The 20,768-nt window shown below is 33.5% G+C and carries 19 protein-coding genes; 3 read left to right on the top strand and 16 right to left on the bottom strand.

The genetic code is table 11. From position 1 onward, the window contains the following. The 7 genes from pepT to truA form a co-directional block, all read right to left on the bottom strand. Window positions 1-1,239 (bottom strand): peptidase T, encoded by a 1,239-nt coding sequence (gene pepT / locus MG292_RS10405; protein ID WP_264532795.1) that lies wholly within the window; start codon window positions 1,237-1,239, stop codon window positions 1-3. A gap of 30 nt (window positions 1,240-1,269) precedes the next feature. After that, complete coding sequence (gene glgA / locus MG292_RS10400; RefSeq protein WP_264532796.1) at window positions 1,270-2,496, bottom strand: glycogen synthase; 1,227 nt, start codon at window positions 2,494-2,496, stop codon at window positions 1,270-1,272. A gap of 63 nt (window positions 2,497-2,559) precedes the next feature. Beyond that, window positions 2,560-3,006, bottom strand: coding sequence for an endo-arabinase (locus MG292_RS10395; protein ID WP_264532797.1), 447 nt, complete (start codon window positions 3,004-3,006; stop codon window positions 2,560-2,562). 149 nt (window positions 3,007-3,155) lie between these two features. Further along, window positions 3,156-4,070, bottom strand: a complete 915-nt coding sequence (gene cysK, locus MG292_RS10390) for a cysteine synthase A (RefSeq protein WP_264532798.1) — start codon at window positions 4,068-4,070, stop codon at window positions 3,156-3,158. Window positions 4,071-4,166: 96 nt separating this feature from the next. Continuing rightward, complete coding sequence (gene lpdA / locus MG292_RS10385; RefSeq protein ID WP_264532799.1) at window positions 4,167-5,555, bottom strand: dihydrolipoyl dehydrogenase; 1,389 nt, start codon at window positions 5,553-5,555, stop codon at window positions 4,167-4,169. A gap of 134 nt (window positions 5,556-5,689) precedes the next feature. Further along, the gene (locus MG292_RS10380) at window positions 5,690-7,444 is read right to left on the bottom strand and encodes an ABC transporter ATP-binding protein (protein WP_264532800.1); all 1,755 of its coding nucleotides are present in this window, start codon (window positions 7,442-7,444) and stop codon (window positions 5,690-5,692) included. Between the two features lie 11 nt (window positions 7,445-7,455). Continuing rightward, window positions 7,456-8,211 carry a tRNA pseudouridine(38-40) synthase TruA gene (gene truA, locus MG292_RS10375; protein ID WP_264532801.1) on the bottom strand — a complete coding sequence of 252 codons (756 nt, stop codon included), beginning with the start codon at window positions 8,209-8,211 and terminating at the stop codon, window positions 7,456-7,458. A 132-nt stretch (window positions 8,212-8,343) separates the two neighbouring features. Between truA and MG292_RS10370 the strand changes: the two genes are divergently transcribed. Further along, window positions 8,344-8,841: a metallophosphoesterase family protein gene (locus MG292_RS10370; protein ID WP_264532802.1), complete on the top strand. Its 498-nt coding sequence runs from the start codon at window positions 8,344-8,346 to the stop codon at window positions 8,839-8,841. Here the strand turns inward: MG292_RS10370 and MG292_RS10365 are convergent, their stop codons facing one another. From MG292_RS10365 to MG292_RS10355, 3 genes are all read right to left on the bottom strand, one after another. Next, on the bottom strand, window positions 8,842-10,536 hold the full coding sequence (locus tag MG292_RS10365; RefSeq protein ID WP_264532803.1) for a tetratricopeptide repeat-containing sensor histidine kinase: 1,695 nt from the start codon (window positions 10,534-10,536) through the stop codon (window positions 8,842-8,844). 19 nt (window positions 10,537-10,555) lie between these two features. Beyond that, window positions 10,556-11,218 carry a response regulator gene (locus MG292_RS10360; protein WP_264532804.1) on the bottom strand — a complete coding sequence of 221 codons (663 nt, stop codon included), beginning with the start codon at window positions 11,216-11,218 and terminating at the stop codon, window positions 10,556-10,558. Window positions 11,219-11,357: 139 nt separating this feature from the next. Beyond that, complete coding sequence (locus MG292_RS10355) at window positions 11,358-11,771, bottom strand: DUF4293 domain-containing protein (RefSeq protein WP_264532805.1); 414 nt, start codon at window positions 11,769-11,771, stop codon at window positions 11,358-11,360. A gap of 182 nt (window positions 11,772-11,953) precedes the next feature. Here MG292_RS10355 and rho point away from each other — a divergent pair, with 182 nt between their 5' ends. Then, window positions 11,954-13,663, top strand: a complete 1,710-nt coding sequence (gene rho / locus MG292_RS10350; protein ID WP_264532806.1) for a transcription termination factor Rho — start codon at window positions 11,954-11,956, stop codon at window positions 13,661-13,663. Window positions 13,664-13,731: 68 nt separating this feature from the next. On the opposite strand, the gene MG292_RS10345 is transcribed toward rho, so the two are convergent. The 3 genes from MG292_RS10345 to MG292_RS10335 all read right to left on the bottom strand — a co-directional run bounded on the left by MG292_RS10345 (window position 13,732) and on the right by MG292_RS10335 (window position 18,083). Continuing rightward, window positions 13,732-14,949, bottom strand: coding sequence for an RsmB/NOP family class I SAM-dependent RNA methyltransferase (locus tag MG292_RS10345; protein ID WP_264532807.1), 1,218 nt, complete (start codon window positions 14,947-14,949; stop codon window positions 13,732-13,734). Window positions 14,950-15,066: 117 nt separating this feature from the next. Then, a complete protein-coding gene (locus MG292_RS10340; RefSeq protein ID WP_264532808.1) occupies window positions 15,067-17,028 on the bottom strand; it encodes a KUP/HAK/KT family potassium transporter in 1,962 nt (653 codons plus the stop codon). A gap of 110 nt (window positions 17,029-17,138) precedes the next feature. After that, window positions 17,139-18,083 carry a hypothetical protein gene (locus tag MG292_RS10335; protein ID WP_264532809.1) on the bottom strand — a complete coding sequence of 315 codons (945 nt, stop codon included), beginning with the start codon at window positions 18,081-18,083 and terminating at the stop codon, window positions 17,139-17,141. A 116-nt stretch (window positions 18,084-18,199) separates the two neighbouring features. Here MG292_RS10335 and MG292_RS10330 point away from each other — a divergent pair, with 116 nt between their 5' ends. Further along, the gene (locus MG292_RS10330) at window positions 18,200-19,249 is read left to right on the top strand and encodes a sialidase family protein (RefSeq protein WP_264532810.1); all 1,050 of its coding nucleotides are present in this window, start codon (window positions 18,200-18,202) and stop codon (window positions 19,247-19,249) included. A gap of 43 nt (window positions 19,250-19,292) precedes the next feature. Here MG292_RS10330 and MG292_RS10325 read toward each other — a convergent pair whose 3' ends face one another. The 3 genes from MG292_RS10325 to MG292_RS10315 form a co-directional block, all read right to left on the bottom strand. Further along, window positions 19,293-19,679 carry a sensor of ECF-type sigma factor gene (locus tag MG292_RS10325; RefSeq protein ID WP_264532811.1) on the bottom strand — a complete coding sequence of 129 codons (387 nt, stop codon included), beginning with the start codon at window positions 19,677-19,679 and terminating at the stop codon, window positions 19,293-19,295. 91 nt (window positions 19,680-19,770) lie between these two features. After that, the gene (locus MG292_RS10320) at window positions 19,771-20,184 is read right to left on the bottom strand and encodes a hypothetical protein (RefSeq protein ID WP_264532812.1); all 414 of its coding nucleotides are present in this window, start codon (window positions 20,182-20,184) and stop codon (window positions 19,771-19,773) included. Window positions 20,185-20,216: 32 nt separating this feature from the next. Continuing rightward, window positions 20,217-20,759, bottom strand: a complete 543-nt coding sequence (locus tag MG292_RS10315) for an RNA polymerase sigma factor (protein ID WP_264532813.1) — start codon at window positions 20,757-20,759, stop codon at window positions 20,217-20,219. Between the last annotated feature and the right edge of the window lie 9 nt (window positions 20,760-20,768).

Genomic DNA, 20,768 nt, shown 5'->3' with positions numbered 1-20,768 from the left:
TTATTGTTGAGCAGTTAGTTCAGCAATTTTAACAATGACATTGATTGCTTTTTGAATGCTTTCAACAGGAACATATTCATACTTTCCATGAAAGTTATGTCCGCCAGCAAAAATATTAGGGCATGGCAATCCTTTGTAGGACAGTTGAGAACCATCAGTTCCGCCACGGATGGGTTTGATAAGGGGTTTAATTCCTAATTCTTTCATTGCTTTCTCAGCAATATCTACAATGTGTTTTACGGGTAACACTTTTTCTTTCATATTGTAGTATTGGTCATTTACTTCAGCAACGGCGATGTCTTCTCCAAATTGTTTGGCAAACTTTTTATTGATTTTGTGTGTGATTTTTGTAATTAAAGCTTTGCGTTTTTCAAACTTCTTTTTATTATGATCACGAATAATTAATTCTACCACGGTTTCTTCAATACTTCCGTTGAGATGATGTACATGGAAAAAACCTTCATAACCTCTGGTTTCTTCGGGAGTTTCACCTTTAGGTAATGCATTGATAAATTCATTAGCAATCAGCATCGAGTTAATCATTTTTCCTTTGGCGTAGCCTGGATGCACACTTTTTCCTTTGAACGTAATTTTGGCTCCAGCCGCATTAAAATTTTCATATTCTAATTCTCCCACTTGACTTCCGTCCATAGTGTAGGCCCAATCAGCGCCAAATTTTTCTACATCAAAATGATGCGCTCCACGTCCAATTTCTTCATCTGGGGTGAAACCAATTCGTATTTTACCGTGTTTGATTTCAGGATGTTGAATAAGGTATTCCATAGCCGTAATAATTTCAGTAATTCCAGCTTTGTCATCGGCACCTAAAAGAGTAGTTCCGTCTGTAGTGATTAAGGTTTGTCCTTTGTATTGTACTAAATCTTTGAAATATTTTGGAGACAAAACAATGTTTTTATCTGCATTTAATACTATATCTCCACCATCATAATTTTTTATGACTTGTGGTTTTACATTGGCACCCGAAAAATCAGGAGAAGTATCAAAATGGGAAATAAATCCAATAGTAGGTACTTCATGTTCTACATTACTAGGAAGTGTTGCCATGATATAGGCTTTGTCATCAATACTTACATCTTGAAGTCCAATTTTTTTTAGTTCTTCGACTAGTTTATTGGCCAAATCCCATTGTTTTTGGGTACTTGGTGTAGTTGTTGAATTAGGGTCAGATTCGGTGTCAATAGTGACATAACTGATGAATCGATCTATGATATGTTGCATGAAATTGTAATTTTAAACAAAGATAAGTTTTTACGCTTTTTCTTTTTCAAAGCGATTGATTACTTCTTGATAATAGTTGAAAGTTGTTTTAGCAATAGATTCCCAGCTGAATTTTTCTAAAACTCTTTTGCGACCTGCTTTTCCCATTTGGATAGCCAAAGTCTCATTTTCAAGTATAATATTAATTTTTGCCGCAAATTGTTTTTGGAATTCTTCAGGTCGAGCCGGATTAAAATCGGTTCTCGAAACACTTTCTAGCGGAATTAAATGACCTGTTTCACCTTCCACGATGATTTCAGGAATACCTCCAACAGCACTCCCAACAACGGGAGTTTCGCAAGACATTGCTTCTAAATTGATGATACCAAAAGGTTCGTATAAAGAAGGGCAGGCAAACACTCGAGCATGACTATAAAGTACTTTTATTTTTTCGCGAGGTAGCATTTCTGAAATTAAGATAACACCTTCTCGTTGCGATTGTAATTCACTGATTAAAGCTTCTGTTTCAGCTGCAATTTCGGGGGTGTCTGGCGCTCCAGCACAAAGTACAACTTGGCAATTTGGAGTGAAATACTTTGCAGCATTGATGAGTTGCGAAATGCCTTTTTGACGGGTGATTCGTCCCACAAATAAAACAAAAGGAATGTTAGGATTGATGCCGTATTCTAACAAAAGGCTCTGGTCAAATGTAGGTTGGTAAAATTCAGGATCAATACCGTTGTGAATCACCGTTACTTTTTCGGGAGCTACATTATAGGCTTCGATAACATCCTGTTTCATTTGTTCGCTTACCGCTATGACACCGTCGGCAGTTTTGTAAGCGGTATCTTCAATCCAACGGGACAGAAAATAACCGTTGCCTAATTGCTCCACTTTCCAAGGACGATGTGTTTCTAAACTGTGTGTAGTTAAAATCAATGGAACTTGTAATAATTCGCGAGTGAAAACGCCTGCCAAATGCGTGTACCAAGTGTGGCAATGAATAATGTCTGCTTGAGGAGTAGCTTGCGACATTTCCACATTTCGACTCAAATTATGAAACATTTTGATATGCGAATTGGAAGGTTCTTCCATTTTGTTCAAACAAGCGCTAATGCCTTGTATATGCATATTCGCATTATTCTCCGATTGCTCTCCAAAACAACGGACTTCTATTTCGCCTAATTTGGCCAATTCTTGACTTAAAAAATCAATGTGTACACCGGCTCCACCATAAATATGAGGTGGAAATTCGTTTGAAAAAAGAGCTATTTTCATGACTGTATTTTGGAGTTAATTGGCACTAATTGGTATAAAAATAGGAATAAATTTGATACTATATTATTCTTTTTTATAAATATGAAGTGATTGTCCTACTAGTTTCCATTGCCCTTTGATTTTTTCTAATAGTCGAATTTCATAAGACCAAGTTCGTTTACCTTCTGCATCGGTGGATAGTTCTTCATGACTTACCCAAGCATTATTTTTGTTGATGCTCATTTTGTAATTGGAGTTTACTGCAAATCCACCATTTCCCATACTTTCTGGTTTTTCATTTTGCATGGCCGTAGGAGGAACGTCTATGGTTTGTCCATTAGGCAATGAGACTAAGATTCTACTATAAGGTTGAATGTGCCAACACTTTTTATGACCTTCAACATCTTTTGCGCGCCATGTAGCGGATTCTTTTTCTAATAATTTTTTGATTGCGGATTCTTCATCTATTTTTTGAGAATAAGCAAAAGAGGTAATGCAAATGATTAAACTCAATGCAGCTTTCCATTTCATAGTTTGGTAGGTTAGTGGTTAATTCATATCTACGAAAGATACGGAATTTTTATAATGTTTTACGAATCATTTAATAGAGCTGAATTTGTAATATAAAAAATCCGACTGTTTTTTAACAATCGGATTTATGTTATATAGAATAGTTAGATTTATTCAAATAATCCTTCAATACTCAAGTAACGCTCTCCCGTGTCATAGCAAAAAGTAAGTACAGTTGCATCTGCTGGAATCGCACTTATTTTTTTGGCTACAGCTGCTAAAGAGGCTCCCGATGAAATACCTAATAAAATTCCTTCTTCTTTAGCGGCTCTTTGGGCATAGTTAAAAGCCTCGTCTTTGCTTACTTGAATGGTTTCGTTCAATACTTCAGTATGTAAATTAGTTGGGATAAATCCAGCGCCAATACCTTGAATAGGGTGGGGAGCTGGTGAGCCGCCACTAATTACAGGTGAGGCTTCAGGTTCTACAGCAAATACTTGTAAGTTAGGAAAATGTGCTTTTAAAATTTCAGCACAACCTGTTATGTGTCCGCCTGTTCCAACGCCTGTAATCAAATAGTCTAGACCGTTAGGAAAAGCCTTGATGATTTCTTGCGCGGTAGTTTTTTTATGTACCTCAATATTAGCAGGATTTTCAAATTGAAGTGGAGACCAAGCGTGAGGAATTTCAGCAGTCAATTCTTGTGCTTTTTCAATTGCGCCTTTCATTCCTTTTTCACGAGGTGTAAGCACAAATTCAGCACCGTAAATACTCATTAAACGTCTTCGTTCTACCGACATTGATTCAGGCATTACCAAAATCAATCGATACCCTTTTACGGCTGCTACCATGGCTAAACCAATTCCAGTATTGCCAGAAGTGGCTTCAATAATGGTGCTGTCTTTTTGCAATAATCCTTTTGCTTCAGCATCTTCAATCATGGCTAATGCGATTCTGTCTTTGATACTTGCACCGGGATTAGCACGTTCGAGTTTAATCCAAATGTTTTTGTTCTCACCAAAAAGGCGATTCACTTTGATATGAGGCGTGTTGCCAATAGTTTCTAAAATGTTGTTGTATTGCATAATGTTATTTTTTATTTGTGTTGAATAAAGGTAATTAAAAAAAATAACCCCGAAGAAATTATTCCAACGGGGTTTATAATAAACAAAAAGTGTTGATTACAAGTGAATCACTTCCCCGTATGCATCTGCTACAGCTTCCATTACCGCTTCACTCATAGTAGGGTGTGGGTGAATTGCTTTTAAGATTTCGTGTCCTGTTGTTTCCAATTTACGAGCTACAACCGCTTCTGCAATCATATCTGTAACTCCAGCACCGATCATATGACATCCTAACCATTCTCCGTATTTGGCATCGAAAATTACTTTTACAAAACCATCTGCCGCTCCTGCCGCTTTTGCTTTTCCTGAAGCTGAGAAAGGGAACTTACCAATTTTTAATTCGTATCCTTTTTCTTTTGCTGCTTTTTCAGTTAAACCAACAGAAGCAATTTCTGGAGTAGCATAGGTACAACCTGGAATGTTTCCGTAATCAATAGGTTCAACATGTAATCCTGCGATTTTTTCCACACAATTAATACCTTCAGCAGAAGCTACGTGAGCTAAAGCTTGCCCAGGAGTAATATCTCCAATGGCATAATAACCAGGAATATTCGTTTGATTGTAAGCGTTAACTAAGATTTTATCTCTATCAGTAGCAATACCTACTTCTTCTAAACCGATGTTTTCAATATTAGTTTTAATACCAACAGCAGAAAGTAAAATATCAGCTTCTAAAACTTCTTCTCCTTTAGCTGTTTTAACAAATGCTTTTACGCCTTTTCCAGAAGTATCAACTTTTTCTACAGAAGAATTGGTCATAATATGTACACCCGCTTTCTTCATAGAACGTTCCATCTGTTTTGAAATGTCTTCGTCTTCAACAGGAACAATGTTGGGCATGAATTCCACAATAGTCACTTCTGTTCCCATTGAGTTGTAAAAATGTGCAAATTCAATTCCAATAGCTCCAGAACCTACGATAATCATAGATTTTGGTTGTTTTGGCAAAGTCATTGCTTGACGGTATCCAATTACTTTTACACCATCTTGAGGTAAGTTTGGTAATTCGCGAGAACGTGCTCCAGTAGCCAAAATGATATGGTCTGCGCTGTATTCTGTTACTTTACCGTCTTTATCAGTTACATCTACTTTTTTGCCTGGTTTGATTTTACCAAAACCATCAATAACGTCGATTTTATTCTTTTTCATCAAGAATTGCACTCCTTTGCTCATTCCTTCAGCCACTCCTCTTGAACGGTTTACTACCGCAGAGAAATCTTTATCAAAAGATGAAACAGTCAATCCGTAATCAGAAGCGTGTTTTAAATAATCAAAAACCTGAGCTGATTTAAGTAACGCTTTCGTTGGGATACATCCCCAGTTCAAGCAAACTCCACCTAGATTTTCTTTTTCGATTACAGCTACTTTAAAGCCTAATTGAGAGGCTCTGATGGCAGTAACATATCCTCCAGGTCCACTTCCTAAAACTATAATATCGTATTTCATGTGTATAAGTTTATCTATATTAATTGATGCTGCGAATTTAAGGATTTATTCTGTTTTGTGAAATTTTCAAACCCAGAAAGTCAAAAACTAACAAAATTTAAAAAAAAGCAACAGAATGTAAACCCTATTTGCTCTTAATTAGCTACTGAAAATTGGGAATCGTACAAATTTTTGTAGTAACCAGTTTCTCTATTAATTAGCTCTTGATGCGTACCTTCTTCCACAATTAACCCTTTATCCATTACCACAATTTTATCGGCATTGACAATGGTGGCTAATCGGTGGGCAATAACAATAGAAGTTCGGCCTTCGGTAATCGTTTCGGTAGCGCGCTGAATCAATTCTTCTGAATAGGTGTCGATAGAAGAGGTGGCTTCGTCCAAAATTAAAATACTTGGATTGCTTACGAAAGCACGTAAAAAAGCAATCAGTTGACGTTGTCCAGAAGACAGCATTACACCTCGCTCTTTCACATCAAAATCATAATTGTCAGGTAAACTCATGATGAAATCGTGTACGCCAATTTTTTTGGCTGCAGCCAAAACTTCTTCGCGAGAAATCGTCGGATTATTGAGCGTAATGTTATTGTATATGGTATCTGCAAACAAGAAAACGTCTTGTAAAACTACTGCAATTTGCTTGCGCAGGGAATCCAAAGTATAATTTTCGATGTTATGGTGGTCTATGCAAATTGTTCCACTGTTGATTTCGTAAAAACGATTCAATAAATTGATAATAGTTGATTTTCCAGCTCCTGTAGAGCCTACAATGGCGATAGTTTGACCTGCTTTGACTTCTAAATCAATTCCCTTAATGACTTCTTCGTTTGGAATGTAGCCAAAATGCACATCTTGAAATTCAATATCCCCTTTGAAAATAGGTGCTTCAATCGTTCCTGTATCTTGAATTTGATCTTGGGTGTCCAAAATGTCAAAAACACGATTGGCAGCAATCATTCCCAATTGCATTTCGTTGAATTTATCTGCAATTTGACGCAACGGATTGAACAACATTCCGATGAACATGGTATACGAAAATAAATCACCAAAAGTGGTAAAAGCATCTCCGTTTAAAATTTTGAAACCGCCATATAAGACAATGAATCCTAAGGTTAAAGACGAAATAATATCGGCAATAGGGAAGAAGATCGAGTTGTACAGAATTGTTTTAATCCACGCTTTTCTGTGTTTATCGTTGATGTTTTTGAACTTGTCAAATTCAATATCTTCTCGGTTGAATAATTGTACAATTTTCATTCCTGTAACACGTTCTTGCACAAAGGAATTCATGTTGGCAATTTCGGTTCGTACTTCCTCAAAAGCCACCTGCATTTTGCGTTGGAATATTCGGGTAAAGAAAACCAAAATAGGCATTGCCACAATTACAATCCAAGTCAATTTCCAGTTCATATAAAACATGAAAACCAATACTACCACCATTTTCATCAAATCAGAAATAATCATGAAAAGGCCTTGACTAAAGATGCGCGCAATCGCTTCGATATCAGATACAGAACGAGTTACTAATTGTCCCACAGGCACATGGTCAAAATACTTCATTCTAAAACTTAAAAGATGCTTGAATAATTTGGTTCGAATATCTTTTACGATATCTTGCCCTAACCAATTGGCCCAATACACAAAATAGTATTGTGAAAAAACCTCTGCCAAAAGTACAATTCCCATCATCGAGATGTATAGTAGTAATCCTTGATGATCGTGGGGTTTTATGTATTCATCTACCGTCTGTTTTAACAAATACGGACGTAAAGCTGCAAAAACAGAGAGAGAAATAGCAAATACAATAACTCCTCTAAACCGCAATTGATAGGGTTTAGTGTATTTTAAAATTCGTTTGAATAATCGAGTATCGAATGCTTTTGCTTTCATATTTGTTTAAGCTATTGACTAATGTAATCGTATTCTATTTTAGTTAAATACAGTCCGTGTGCCGGAACCGAGAATCCTGCTTTTTCCCTGCTTTTACTTTCTATAATTTTTGTAAAATCGTCTAATGTGATTTTGTGTAAACCAACATTGACTAGCGTTCCCACGATAGAACGTACCATGTTTCTCAAGAAACGATTGGCTGAAATCGTAAATACAAGTTGGTTGCTTTCTTGATTGGCTACACCTCGAGTCCAATGTGCTTCAAAAATAGTACAATCAAACGTATTTACATCGGTATTGACTTTAGAAAAACACTCAAAATCAGTATAGTTAAATAATAATTGTGCTGCTTGGTTCATTAAATCAACATCCAAAGGCTGGTGGAAATACCAACTTAATTCCTCTAGAAATGGATTTTTTACTTGATGAATGTGGTATTCGTAGGTTCTTTTGGAGGCATCAAATCGAGTATGTGCTTCATCGTGAACGGGAATAATATCGTAAATCACGATGTCTTTTGGCAAAAAAGAATTGAGTTTATGGACTAAGTTCGGAATATCAAAAGAAGGTTCGAAATCAAAATGAGCATACATTTCTTTGGCATGGACCCCCGTGTCGGTGCGTCCTGCTCCCATTAAATTGATTTCAGACTGTAACAAGACGGAAAATGCTTTGTTCAAGGTTTCTTGAACAGAGGCTGCATTAGGCTGTATTTGCCAGCCATGATAGGGTGTCCCGTTATACGCTAAATGTATAAAATATCTCAAGTTGAATCGTTACAAAGTTGAAGTCCCAAAGGTACAAAGTTTTTAGGTTGGGCAAAGCCTCAAAAGGGAAGTTCTTCAAGGCTTTTTTTATCGCCCTATAAATAGTAACTTTGGCCGAATTAGTTGGGTTACATGAAAAAAATTCTCTTACTTTCTGATACACACAGCCATATTGACGGCACTATTCTAAAATATGTCGCTCAAGCGGATGAGGTTTGGCATGCAGGAGATATTGGTGATTTAGCAGTAACCGATGCTATTAAAAAGATCAAACCGCTACGAGCAGTCTATGGTAATATCGATGATGCTCATGCTCGGTTAGAGTTTCCGTTACACAACCGGTTTTTGTGTGAAGGAGTTTCGGTTTGGATTACTCATATTGGCGGTTATCCAGGAAAATACAACCCGGCTATTCGCTCCGAATTGGTACAAAATCCTCCTAAATTATTGATCTGTGGACACTCCCACATTTTAAAAGTGCAATTTGATAAAAAACACAATTTGTTACACATGAATCCAGGTGCAGCTGGTAAAAGTGGTTTTCATCAGGTACGAACCATGTTACGATTTGTAATTGAAGGAGATGCTATCAAAGATTTAGAAATTATTGAAATAGAAAAAAGAGTATAATTATTCTATGGGGACTTGTATTGTGATGATAGTACCCATACCTAATTTAGAGTCAATGATTAATTTTCCTTTCATAGCATTTACTCTTGCTTTAATTTGGTTAATACCAAATCCTTCAAGAAAATGTTTAGGATCTGTTTTGAATCCCACTCCGTTGTCAATAATTTGGATTTTTAATATAGAATCATCATTTTGTTCCAGAAAAATTTTCCCGATAGTCGCTCCGCTGTGTTTGTTTATATTGTTGATAAGTTCAGTAATAATAAAATAAATTTTGAGTTCAAATTCTTCAGAATATCGAGTTGTTTTGGTAATACAACATTCATATTCAAAAGATATGCTTGAATTAGAATTTTTTTCGCATAAATCTTCTAGAGCATAGAAAAGTCCAAAACGAACTAAAAGGGAAGGAATTAATTCATGAGACAAATCTCGGACCTTATCATGTGCTTCTTTAAGTAAAAGTATTGTTTTACTGATTTCTTCATCTGTGTCAACATGTTTTTTGCTTAAAACAGCAAGATGTAATCCTGCTGAGGAGAGAAGAGCACTAATGTTGTCATGTAAAAAAGAAGCTATTTTTTTTCTTTCTGTTTCTTGCCCAGATAAATTTGCATTAATAATATTTTGCTGGATTTTATTCCGTAACGAGTTGAATCTATTTCTCTGAATGAGTCTTGAATTTTGGACATAAAAATAAAAAAGTATTCCTCCAATAAATATAATGACTATAAGAATGCTTAGTTTTTTTTTAGCAATAGATTGTTCTGCAATTAAAAGTTTTTGTTTTGCGTTGTATTCTGATTCAATTCGTTCAATTTCACGTTTGTATTCTTCGATTTCTAGGTTGAAACCTTCTTGTTTTACTTTGTGAAGTTTTTCTTGGTTATCGATTTGTTCTGTAATACTATTGTATAAAACTAAATGTTCATAGGCTTCTTTATACCGTCCGATTTTTGTTAAGAATTTAGCGTATTCTTGATGAGTTAAAGCTAAATCAAATTTTTCATTTCCAGCATTTCCTAATGCAATTGCTTTTTTATAATAGGTTATTGCTTTTGATTTTTGATTTTTGTCGCTAAAGTAAATCGCATTGAGCATGGCTAAAGCAACTTCAGTTAATTCACTTCCATGTTTTTGATGGTATTGGTTTACAAAATTTAAGTAGGGATAACCTTGATCAAATTCATTAATATCAAAATAAGCCCACGCAATATTGAGATTAGTAAGGACTAATTCAAAGGTATCTCTTGCCTTATTGCTGTATTCTAGTGATTTTTTATAATGGTAAATTCCTTTTATGTATTCTTTTTTATCAAAACAATAAATATTTCCAAGATTGTTGTGAAACAGATTTTTTAGCTTGAAATTAGTTGTTTTCTCAGCATAAATTAATCCTTTGTTATAGTAATAAAAAGATTTTTCCGGATCCGAAAATAAATCAAAATTACCACCAATAGTATTGTAGGTCGATGCAATTAAATCATTGTCGTGTAGGGGGATGGCCTTTTTTAAAATGTTACGACATTTAATCAAAGACTTGTCGTAATTGCCATTTCTCATTAGCCGAATGGCTATCTTTAATTCTTTTGATAATTGTTCCTTGGCTGTTAAGTTTCCTTGACCAATGCTATAATCACTATTTAAGAGTATAGTTGTAATTAAAAAATAGAAAAACCAGTTTTTTGGGAACATAAATAGTAAGTCTAGGATATTAAGTGTTGATTATATTGTTTTTGATGGCGTATTTAACTAATCCAATAGTATTTTTGACGCCAATCTTTTTCATAATATTTTTTCGATGTGTTTCTACCGTATTGGTACTAATAAACAATTTGTCACTAATTTCTTTGCCACTTAATTCTAATGCAATGAGTGTAATAATTTCTAATTCTCTTTCGGTTAAGATGAAATTTTTGAGCGATATTTCTTTATTAATTTTAATATTGTCTTTGGTTACAGAATAAAATATCTTTTCACGAACAGAGTTACTGAAATAGTCTTCGCCCTTATAAACGGAATAAATAGCTTCTATAATATTTTCTCCAGCACAACTTTTTGTGAGATAGCCATTAGCCCCTAATTTCATGACCTCTCTGATTAGTTTTAAATCATCATAACTAGATAGAACAATTATTTTGCAGGAGCATTTTTTTTCGTTGAATTCTTTAATAATTTCAATTCCGTCTTTATCAGGCATATTGAGATCTAAAATTAAAATATCTGCTTGTGTTAAGCTTATTTTGTTGTATAGGTCTTTTCCGTTTAATGAAAATCCAACGATTTCAAAGTCTGGAATCATTTTTAGGAGAAATTGAATTCCATCGAGAAGTACTTGGTGATCATCTGCCAAGTATATTTTTATTGTGTTGTTCATAAGGATTGGGCTCTTATTATTTTTCAAATGTAAGAAAAATGATTAAAAATAAGACTTAATTTTAGATACAAATAAAAATGAAAAACCCGAATGGTTACCATTCGGGTTTTCGTCGCACTAATAAACTAAGTTTATAGGTTTATCTCAATCGATCCACAGATTTTACAAGATCTTCATCCTTCTTGATGGCCTTATTAGCAAAACCTAATAATACGATAGCCAAGATAGGTAGAAACATCCCAATACCCTTCTCAGAAACTACAGGAGTTTCTCCGGATAAGTTTAGTGAATGATAAACAAATAATCCTAATAAAATTAAATTTAATATGATATTCAATCTGCCAATTACAAATTGATTTTGTCTCTTTTTATATGAAATGATACTTAAAAGAGTAAGCGTAGTACTCAATCCAAAAAGAATTACATACAATTGATTTTGTATGAATAGAAATTGTTTGCCATCAGCCGTTGTCCACAAAGGGAAGACAAATGGTAACACTCCTGTAATTACAAAAACAAGAAGTAAATATAATGTTTGAATTCGTTGTATCATTGTTTTTAATTCTTCTACAAAAATATAGTTTCTTTTTTAAAAATACTATTGTGCGATTAAAAAATATTCGTATTATTGCATCACAAATCCGTAAGCACTTCATTTGCGGTCAACTCTAAAAAATACCTTTTGTTTTTCACACTTCCATTTCCAAAAACTAAATTAATCTAATAGAATATTTCATGTTTGATATTTCTACATTAAAAGAAATGAAGCTTTCTGAGCTTCAAGAAATAGCTAAATTGGCTAAAACAATAAAAATTAACGGTGTTAAAAAAGATGATTTGATTGCTCAAATTTTAGAGCATCAAACCAAAACTACAGTTGCTGAAAATTCTCCAAAAGTAGAGAATACTGAAAAACCCAAAAGAGCACGAATAACTTTAGCAAAAAAAGAAACAGCTTCAGTAACTTCTTCAGAAAGTGATGCAGATACAGCGGTTATTTTGAATTCAAAATCAGAAGAAAACTCATCTGAAATTTTGAATAATAAAGGTCCTAAAGCTGTTAAGTTTAACAAGTTGGCTTATGAACAAAAGCTAGCTAGAAAAGACAAAGTAAAATCTAAACAAAATGAAGGTGAGCTTGAATTGCCTTTGGAAACAAACTCAGCAAGTGAAGTGGTAGAAACTACTCCCGTTATTAAAAAAGAAAATCCGAATCAGTTAAATAAACAAAATCAAAACCCAAATCAAAACCCAAATCAAAACGGCAATCAAAATCAGAATCCCAACCAAAAGAATAAGAAAAATAATTTTGGTCACTCTGATTATGAATTTGACGGAATTATTGAAAGTGAAGGAGTGTTAGAAATGATGCCAGATGGTTATGGTTTCTTACGTTCTTCTGATTATAATTATTTGGCTTCGCCAGATGATATTTATTTATCGACTTCTCAAATTCGATTGTTTGGTTTAAAAACAGGAGATACTGTAAAAGGTGTGGTTCGCCCTCCAAAAGAAGGAGAAAAATTCTTTCCATTGGTTCGCGTATTAAAAATTAATGGACATGACCCGCAAGTTGTTCGCGACCGAGTTTCATTTGAGCATTTAACACCTGTTTTTCCAAAAGAAAAATTCAAATTGGCTGAAAAACAAAGTACCATCTCTACCCGAATTATTGATTTGTTTTCTCCAATAGGAAAAGGACAACGCGGTATGATTGTGGCACAACCTAAAACAGGTAAAACAATGTTGTTAAAAGATATTGCCAATGCGATTGCAGCCAATCATCCTGAAGTTTATTTGATTGTTCTTTTGATTGACGAGCGTCCAGAAGAGGTGACCGATATGCAACGTAGTGTTCGTGGAGAAGTGATTGCTTCTACTTTTGATAGAGAACCACAAGAACACGTTAAAATTGCAAATATTGTTTTAGAAAAATCAAAACGATTAGTAGAATGTGGGCATGACGTGGTTATTCTTTTGGATTCGATTACTCGTCTAGCTCGTGCATACAATACCGTGCAACCTGCTTCTGGAAAAGTGTTGAGTGGAGGGGTTGATGCCAACGCATTGCAAAAACCGAAACGCTTTTTTGGAGCGGCTCGTAATGTAGAAAATGGGGGTTCGTTAAGTATCATCGCTACGGCTTTGACCGAAACAGGCTCTAAAATGGATGAGGTAATTTTTGAAGAATTCAAAGGAACTGGTAATATGGAATTGCAATTGGATAGAAAAATTGCAAACAAACGTATCTTCCCTGCAATTGATTTAACTTCTTCAAGTACACGTAGAGACGATTTATTATTAGATGCACAAACCTTACAACGTATGTGGATTATGCGTAAATATCTTTCCGATATGAATCCTGTGGAAGCAATGGATTTCATTAATGACCGATTCAAAAAGACTAGAAATAACGAAGAGTTTTTGATTTCAATGAATGATTAATTCTGAAATCTAATTGTATAAAAAAAAGTCCCAATTTGGGACTTTTTTTATGTTTAATATTTTTATGGTTATACCTTTTTACGTTCCAATAAAGCCATATAAAAACCATCAAAACCTGATTCTGAAGCCAATATTTTTCGGTCTTCAATAAACTGAAATTGTTTTCCAATTTCGGTGGTTAGGAAACGTTGTACTTGTTCTTGGTTTTCCGAAGGCAAAATAGAGCAAGTAGCATATACTAATTTACCGCCTGGTTTTACAATTTTAGAATAGTTTTCTAATACTTCGGCTTGAACTTTACGGATATTGTCAATAAATTCAGGTTGTAATTTCCATTTAGCGTCAGGATTTCTTTTTAGAACTCCTAAACCGCTACAAGGTGCGTCAATCAAAACTCGATCGGCTTTCTCATGCAATTTTTTAATCACTTTAGTCGAGTCAATAATGCGGTATTCAATGTTGAAAGCACTATTTCTTTTAGCTCTCAATTTCAATTGCTTTAATTTACTTTCATATAGATCCATCGCAATCAATTGTCCTTTGTTTTCCATTAAAGAAGCAATATGCAAGGTTTTACCTCCTGCACCAGCACAAGTATCTACCACCCGCATTCCAGGTTTTACATCCAAGAAAGCAGCGACTAATTGTGAATTAGCATCTTGTACTTCAAATAAACCTTTTTTAAAAGCATCAGTTAAAAAAACATTAGCTCTTTCTTTTAAAACCAAAGCATCAGGCTGGTCTTTCAAATATTCGGTTTCGATATTCAAATCCATCAAGATGGCTTTGAGTTTTTCTTTAGTTGTTTTTAGCGTATTGACACGAAGAATTACTTTAGCAGGTTGGTTTTGAGCTGCAATTTCTTTTGACCAAACTTTCTCACCTAACTCTTTTACTCCTAATTCGTCCATCCAATCAGGAATAGATTCTTTGAAGGTTCTTATTTTAGACAATTCGTCAAAACGACCTTTGATTTTTCTTTCTGGAGTCCCGTCTAATTGACGCCAATCTGGAATTGGATACCCTCTCAAAACTGCCCAAACGGCAAAGATTCTCCATAAGTTTTCTCTATCAAAAGGTTCTTTAACTTCGGCAATTTCAGAGTATAATCGTTTCCAACGTACTATTTCATAGATGGTTTCGGCAACAAATTTTCTATCAGAACTTCCCCAACGTTTGTCTTTTTTTAAGGAACGTGCTACTACCTTGTCTGCATATTCTCCTTCGTTGAAAATAGCGTTTAAAGCGTCAATGGTTGTATAAACTAAATTTCGGTGTAATCTCATTGTAAAAAATTGAAGTACAAAGGTACTATTTATTGATTGGAAAGCTAAATTTTAATGTTATAAATAAAAAGACACTGTTAGAGAAACAGTGTCTTTAGTATTCGAGATATGAGTATTTTATTTTACCCTTGTTAATCCTATGTTTTCTGGAGCATGTAGTACCATTGGAAATTTTTCAATCTTCACAGAACTACTATCCAATCCAAAGGCTCTTTCTTCAGACAAACTTAGTTTTTTAATGAAAAAATACGAATTCATAACTAATTTTTCATGCCACAATAAATCGCTATCGTTAGACAAGAATTTTTCAGATAAAACAAATTTGAAATCTCCAAGAATGTTGTTTTTGTTTAAGGATTCATAACGACTTGTAATATCAACCTCACCTTTTTTTACCATATCTTTCAATACTTCGCGGAACATCAAGTTGATTTTAGTGGGCTCTCTAAATCCTAAATTGAAATCTATGCGATACAAATCGTCTTTTAAGATTTCGGTTACTTTGTATTCTGTTTTATAAGGTTCTGTTAAGATGTTTACGTGAACAAACCAATAAATATCGGCTCTTTTAGGTCTTTTTTGAAGAATAGAATACATTACCTTTTCTTCTATTTCGTCTACTCTTCCCGCATTGGTCATATAGACTAAATGGGTTGCATATTTCGGAATAGACAAATCGGCACTTAATTCACTAAGTACTTTTTTATAGTCTTCAATCCGAACAATTTTAGTGTATGCTTTGTTAATTTTTTTGGCTAAATACCATATCGTCATTATAAAAATTAAAAAGATCGCAATGAAAAGTGTTACATAACCACCCTCTGCAAATTTAGTTACATTGGCAGCTAAAAAGCTAAATTCAATCATTAGATAAATCCCGATTATTGGTACAAACAAGTACCATTTTACTCTTTTCATTATGAGGTAATAGTTCAATAAAAGAGTGGTCATAATCATGCAAAGTATAATAGCTAAACCATAAGCATGCTCCATATTGCTTGATTCTTCGAAATGTAATACAATAGCAACACAACCTAGAAGTAATAACCAGTTAATAGACGGAATATACAATTGACCTTTTAGTTCTGTAGGATATTTGATTTTTACTTTTGGCCAAAAATTCAAACGCATTGCTTCATTAATTAAAGTAAAAGAACCACTAATTAAGGCTTGGGATGCAATTACAGCGGCTAAAGTTGCGACAACAATTCCGATTGGTTGAAACCAATCGGCCATAATTAAATAGAATGGGTTTCCGTTTTTTCCACCAAGACTAGATAACGTTTGACCTTCATGGTGAATTAAATAAGCACCCTGTCCAAAGTAATTTAAGACTAAAGCTGTTTTTACAAAAATCCAACTGATGCGAATATTTTTTCGTCCGCAATGCCCCATATCGGAGTACAATGCTTCGGCCCCTGTAGTACATAAGAATACAAAACCAAGAACAAAGAAGCCATCAGGATGAACAGAAAGTAAACGATAAGCATAATATGGGTTTAAAGCTTGAAGTACTTCAATATGGTGAAATATTTGGATACCTCCTAATATGGCTAACATACTAAACCAAATTAACATCATTGGAGCAAAGAATTTACCAACTAGTTTAGTTCCAAATTGTTGTATGGTAAATAAGATGAATAAAATTCCAATAACGATGGGTATCGTATTAATTTCGGGATAAAAGGTTCTAACTCCTTCAACAGCAGAGGATACAGAGATAGGAGGAGTAATGATTCCGTCGGCTAATAAAGCACTTCCTCCAATAATGGCGGGTACAATCAGCCACCGTATTTTTGTTTTTTTTACTAAAGCGTAAAGGGCAAAAATTCCACCTTCGCCATGATTATCAGCACTTAACGTGATGAGTACGTATTTGATAGTGGTTTGTAGAGTAAGTGTCCAAAAAACACATGATATTCCTCCTAAAACAATATCGGCATTTATTGTATGGTCACCAAGGATTGCTTTCATTACATACAAAGGAGAAGTTCCAATGTCACCATAAATAATTCCTAAAGAAACTAATAGACCACCTAGTGTTAATTTACTATGAAGGTCTTTGTGCGCTACGCTCATGATATTTAATTAAAAAGTGGGCAAATTTACTCTTTTTAAATATATTAGGATAAAAAATAACAAAAAAAACACAGCGTTTAGGCTGTGTTTGTATTAATTCTATTTTAAGACTAATTTCTTCGAAAGTTTCCTCTTGAGTTTCTATTGTTTTCTTGTATTGAAGGAGTAGAAACATATTGTGTATTATTTCGATTAATTTCTACTTCTTTAATTTCTAAAGGTCTATTTTGAGTATTTTCTCTGGTATAATTATTTCGTTGTGGTTCGTTATCTATTTTATTTGAATAGCTATTGTCATTTCTTCTCTCATTGTAGAATTCGTCGTCACGTCGGTATGCTCTATTTTGGTTGAATTCGCGACGGTTTGATTCGTATCGTTCTCGGTTTGAGTAAATGTAATTTGGATACTGATTTCCGTATGTTTTTGTAATTGGATAGTATCGATTAGAATTTATATTACCGTAAAATCTGTTGTGGTTCAAATAGTAATTTATGTTTTTACGGTAGCTATGGGTTGGATAGGGATGCCAAGAATAATAGTGTTTTGGGTAATAATTCCATCTCCAATTAGAATAATACGGGCGGTAATTTGAATTCCAAAAAACACTCAATAGTGTAGGGGTTGTATAGAAAGTTGGTTGGTAAATACAGTGATTGCCGTATACCACTCTGTTTCCAATGATTTGCACTGTAATAGCATTATAGTTGTCTTTTGTAACATTAATAGTCGCAACGTCTTGGTATATATCACGGTTGATAATAGCTTGAATTAAAATAAGATGGGTTCTGTTTTCGATGGATTCAACTACTCGTAAATAATCGACTTCATTGTCGTTATTTAAATCCAAATTTGATAATTGGAGGTTGGGATCATTTAAACGCATTTCAAAGTCTTCTAAATTTTGAGATTTGCCAAACTGTGATGCAATAGCTCTTAAATCTAAGTTAGCATTACTATCTGAGTTAGTGGCGTTGATTTGGATGGTGTTTTGTGCCTGTGCTTGTATCACAATTAAAGTTCCAATTAATGTCCAAAAGAATACATTCGGTTTCATAAAAAAAATGATTTAAGATTACTATTTATGACTTTCCAATTACTGTGCCAATAAAAAAATAATGTTGATGATAGATTTTAATTAATTGTAATTTAGCCATCTAATTTTTTTGTTTTATGAAAAAAATATTTTTTGTTTTTAGTGTTGCTTTTCTTTTTTATTCATGTGGTTTAAGAAAGCTATTTCAAAATAATCATTTTACTTCAGTAGTAATTGATACTTTATTACAAGATAAAATTAGCATTCGTGCTTTAGTTTTGGATCAAGAAAAAATCTGGTATGCGGGTGATAAATCTAGATTTGGATGTATCGATTTGAATTCAAATCAAAAGAAAGAAATCCAAATTTCCACAGAAAAAAACAGTGAATTTAGGAGTATCGCCCAAACTAAAAAATATCTATTTGTTCTAAGTGTAGCTAATCCAGCTTTATTATACCGAATTTCAAAGGAAGATTTGAGCTATGAATTGGTATACCAAGAAAATCACGAAAAAGTATTTTATGATAGTATGCAATTTTGGAATGATTTACAAGGGATAGCCATTGGAGACCCAATAGAAGGATGCTTTTCTATAATAACAACTCGTGATGGTGGTACTACTTGGCAAAAAAGACTTTCGAATCAATCACCTCAATTAGCAGAAGGAGAGGCTGCTTTTGCGGCTAGCAATACTAATATTGTTATCAAAGAGAATAATACTTGGCTTGTGTCTGGCGGAAAAAAGGCACGGGTATTTTTCTCTGATGATAAGGGAGAAAGTTGGTCTATAAATGAAACACCAATGGTGCAAGGAAAACAGATGACCGGAATTTTTACAGCTGATTTTTATGATTCAAAAACAGGATTTATCTCAGGAGGAAATTATGAGGTTTTGTCTCAGAATTTTGATAATAAAGCAGTTACTCATGATGGAGGGAAAACATGGCAATTGGTTGCTCAAAACCAAGGCTTTGGGTACGCTTCTTGTGTGCAATATGTTCCGGAAAGTAATGGTAAAGAAATAGTTAGTTTGGGTGCTTCAGGTTTATATTATTCTAATGATGGGGGGAATAATTGGAAACAATTTAGCACAGATGGGAGCTTGTATACTATTCGTTTTTTGAACACTTCAACTGCAATTGCTGCAGGTAAAAATAAATTGATTCGGATTCGATTTAAAAAGTAAGGCTATTCTATTTAGAATAGCCTTTTTATTATTTTTTATAAAATTACTCTTTTCGTGGTCCTTTGTTTCGGTATTGAAGAAGTAATTTTCTATTAAAATCTTCTTCTGATTTTTTTAGTCTAATAATTTTTAAAGCAGGTAAAACTCCTTTTAAATTTAAAAAGAATTTTTTGCGAAGAACAAAAATATCTTCCTCATTATTTTCAATTTGGCTTAACAATGAATTGGCTTCTTTTTCGGTCATTTTATCTTTTCCTTCTCTAAATCTTTTAATGAAAGAACGCATTTTTAGATGTTTTAATTCAAATTCTTTTTCTTCAAATGCATTGTAAATAGGCCAAAATTTTTCAGCTTCGGCACTTGTTAAGTCTAATTCGGTGGTTATAAAAGCCACTTTCAAAGTTTTGATCTGTTCTCTTTTCTCTTTCATTTTTTCCCCTTGTGCATAAAAACTTATACTGGAAAATAATGTTACTATGGCTAAAATTCTATAGAGTCTCATCGTATTTTATTGTTTTTATTTATTCTATAATTAATTTTTCTAAATCTGAATTCGTAGTTAAAATATCTTCTATGGTTTCGTCTTTTAGTTCTGTTGTAGTGCCAATTTTATTAAGGTCTTCGTCTTCTAATTCACTAATTAATTCATAAGTAGTTATATCGTTTTGGTATGTTAAATGGTTTTCTATAGTAGTTGTATCTAACTCTTCTGAATTGGATAGAAATTGATTGAAAATGGGAAGAAATAAGGCAATAACTAGCATGGCAGCAATCGAGAATAAAAGAGTTTTATTTCTTTTTAAAAGAGGGATTGTACTGATTTCTTTATCGGGTAATTGTGAAAGAATCTGTTTTGAAAAATCATCAAAATAGGTATCAGGAATTAGAAACCCAGATTTAATTTTTGATTTTTCGTTTATTTTAAATGCTTTCATAATAGTTTTAGACTGAATAGGGTTTAAAAAGTTTAATTTGAGTTTATATAAGCTTCTATTTTTTTTGTAGCGTGATGGTAAGAAGCTTTTAAAGCACCTATTGAAGTGTTTAGAATTTCGGCAATTTCTTCGTATTTTAATTCTTCGAAATATCTCATCTTAAATACTAATTGTTGTTTTTGAGGTAAAATTGCTATAGCTTTTTGTAATTTTATTTCGATTTCATCTCCATCAAAATAAACATCAGCGTTTAAATTATGGATAGTTTTGTTTTGTAATTCTATGGTTGAAATTTTCTGTTTTTGTGCTTTTTGATTAATAAAAGTTAATGCTTCATTTGTTGCTATTCGGTACATCCAAGAAAACAGTTTACTGTCTCCTTTAAAGTTTTTTAGATTTTGAAATACTTTAATAAATGTGTTTTGTAAAACATCATCAGTATCATCATGATTCAACACAATATTTCGTATTTGATGATATAATGGTTTTTGATAATCCAGTAAGAGTTTCTGAAACGCTTCATGTTGCGTTTTAGGATCTAACAATTTTTGAATAAATTCTTGTTCTTCTTGCAAAGCTACTGT

This window comes from Flavobacterium keumense, assembly GCF_029866485.1.
Taxonomy (GTDB): domain Bacteria; phylum Bacteroidota; class Bacteroidia; order Flavobacteriales; family Flavobacteriaceae; genus Flavobacterium; species Flavobacterium keumense.
The sequence above is the reverse complement of the archived record's forward strand: the minus strand, read 5'-3'. Positions and strand labels throughout refer to the sequence as shown.

What these genes read in the sequence shown, in the direction of transcription:
- pepT (WP_264532795.1), bottom strand. Translation starts at nt 1,239, where the DNA reads ATGCAACATATCATAGATCGATTCATCAGTTATGTCACTATTGACACC.
- glgA (WP_264532796.1), bottom strand. Translation starts at nt 2,496, where the DNA reads ATGAAAATAGCTCTTTTTTCAAACGAATTTCCACCTCATATTTATGGT.
- MG292_RS10395 (WP_264532797.1), bottom strand. Translation starts at nt 3,006, where the DNA reads ATGAAATGGAAAGCTGCATTGAGTTTAATCATTTGCATTACCTCTTTT.
- cysK (WP_264532798.1), bottom strand. Translation starts at nt 4,070, where the DNA reads ATGCAATACAACAACATTTTAGAAACTATTGGCAACACGCCTCATATC.
- lpdA (WP_264532799.1), bottom strand. Translation starts at nt 5,555, where the DNA reads ATGAAATACGATATTATAGTTTTAGGAAGTGGACCTGGAGGATATGTT.
- MG292_RS10380 (WP_264532800.1), bottom strand. Translation starts at nt 7,444, where the DNA reads ATGAAAGCAAAAGCATTCGATACTCGATTATTCAAACGAATTTTAAAA.
- MG292_RS10370 (WP_264532802.1), top strand. Translation starts at nt 8,344, where the DNA reads ATGAAAAAAATTCTCTTACTTTCTGATACACACAGCCATATTGACGGC.
- MG292_RS10365 (WP_264532803.1), bottom strand. Translation starts at nt 10,536, where the DNA reads ATGTTCCCAAAAAACTGGTTTTTCTATTTTTTAATTACAACTATACTC.
- MG292_RS10360 (WP_264532804.1), bottom strand. Translation starts at nt 11,218, where the DNA reads ATGAACAACACAATAAAAATATACTTGGCAGATGATCACCAAGTACTT.
- MG292_RS10355 (WP_264532805.1), bottom strand. Translation starts at nt 11,771, where the DNA reads ATGATACAACGAATTCAAACATTATATTTACTTCTTGTTTTTGTAATT.
- rho (WP_264532806.1), top strand. Translation starts at nt 11,954, where the DNA reads ATGTTTGATATTTCTACATTAAAAGAAATGAAGCTTTCTGAGCTTCAA.
- MG292_RS10345 (WP_264532807.1), bottom strand. Translation starts at nt 14,949, where the DNA reads ATGAGATTACACCGAAATTTAGTTTATACAACCATTGACGCTTTAAAC.
- MG292_RS10340 (WP_264532808.1), bottom strand. Translation starts at nt 17,028, where the DNA reads ATGAGCGTAGCGCACAAAGACCTTCATAGTAAATTAACACTAGGTGGT.
- MG292_RS10335 (WP_264532809.1), bottom strand. Translation starts at nt 18,083, where the DNA reads ATGAAACCGAATGTATTCTTTTGGACATTAATTGGAACTTTAATTGTG.
- MG292_RS10330 (WP_264532810.1), top strand. Translation starts at nt 18,200, where the DNA reads ATGAAAAAAATATTTTTTGTTTTTAGTGTTGCTTTTCTTTTTTATTCA.
- MG292_RS10325 (WP_264532811.1), bottom strand. Translation starts at nt 19,679, where the DNA reads ATGAAAGAGAAAAGAGAACAGATCAAAACTTTGAAAGTGGCTTTTATA.
- MG292_RS10320 (WP_264532812.1), bottom strand. Translation starts at nt 20,184, where the DNA reads ATGAAAGCATTTAAAATAAACGAAAAATCAAAAATTAAATCTGGGTTT.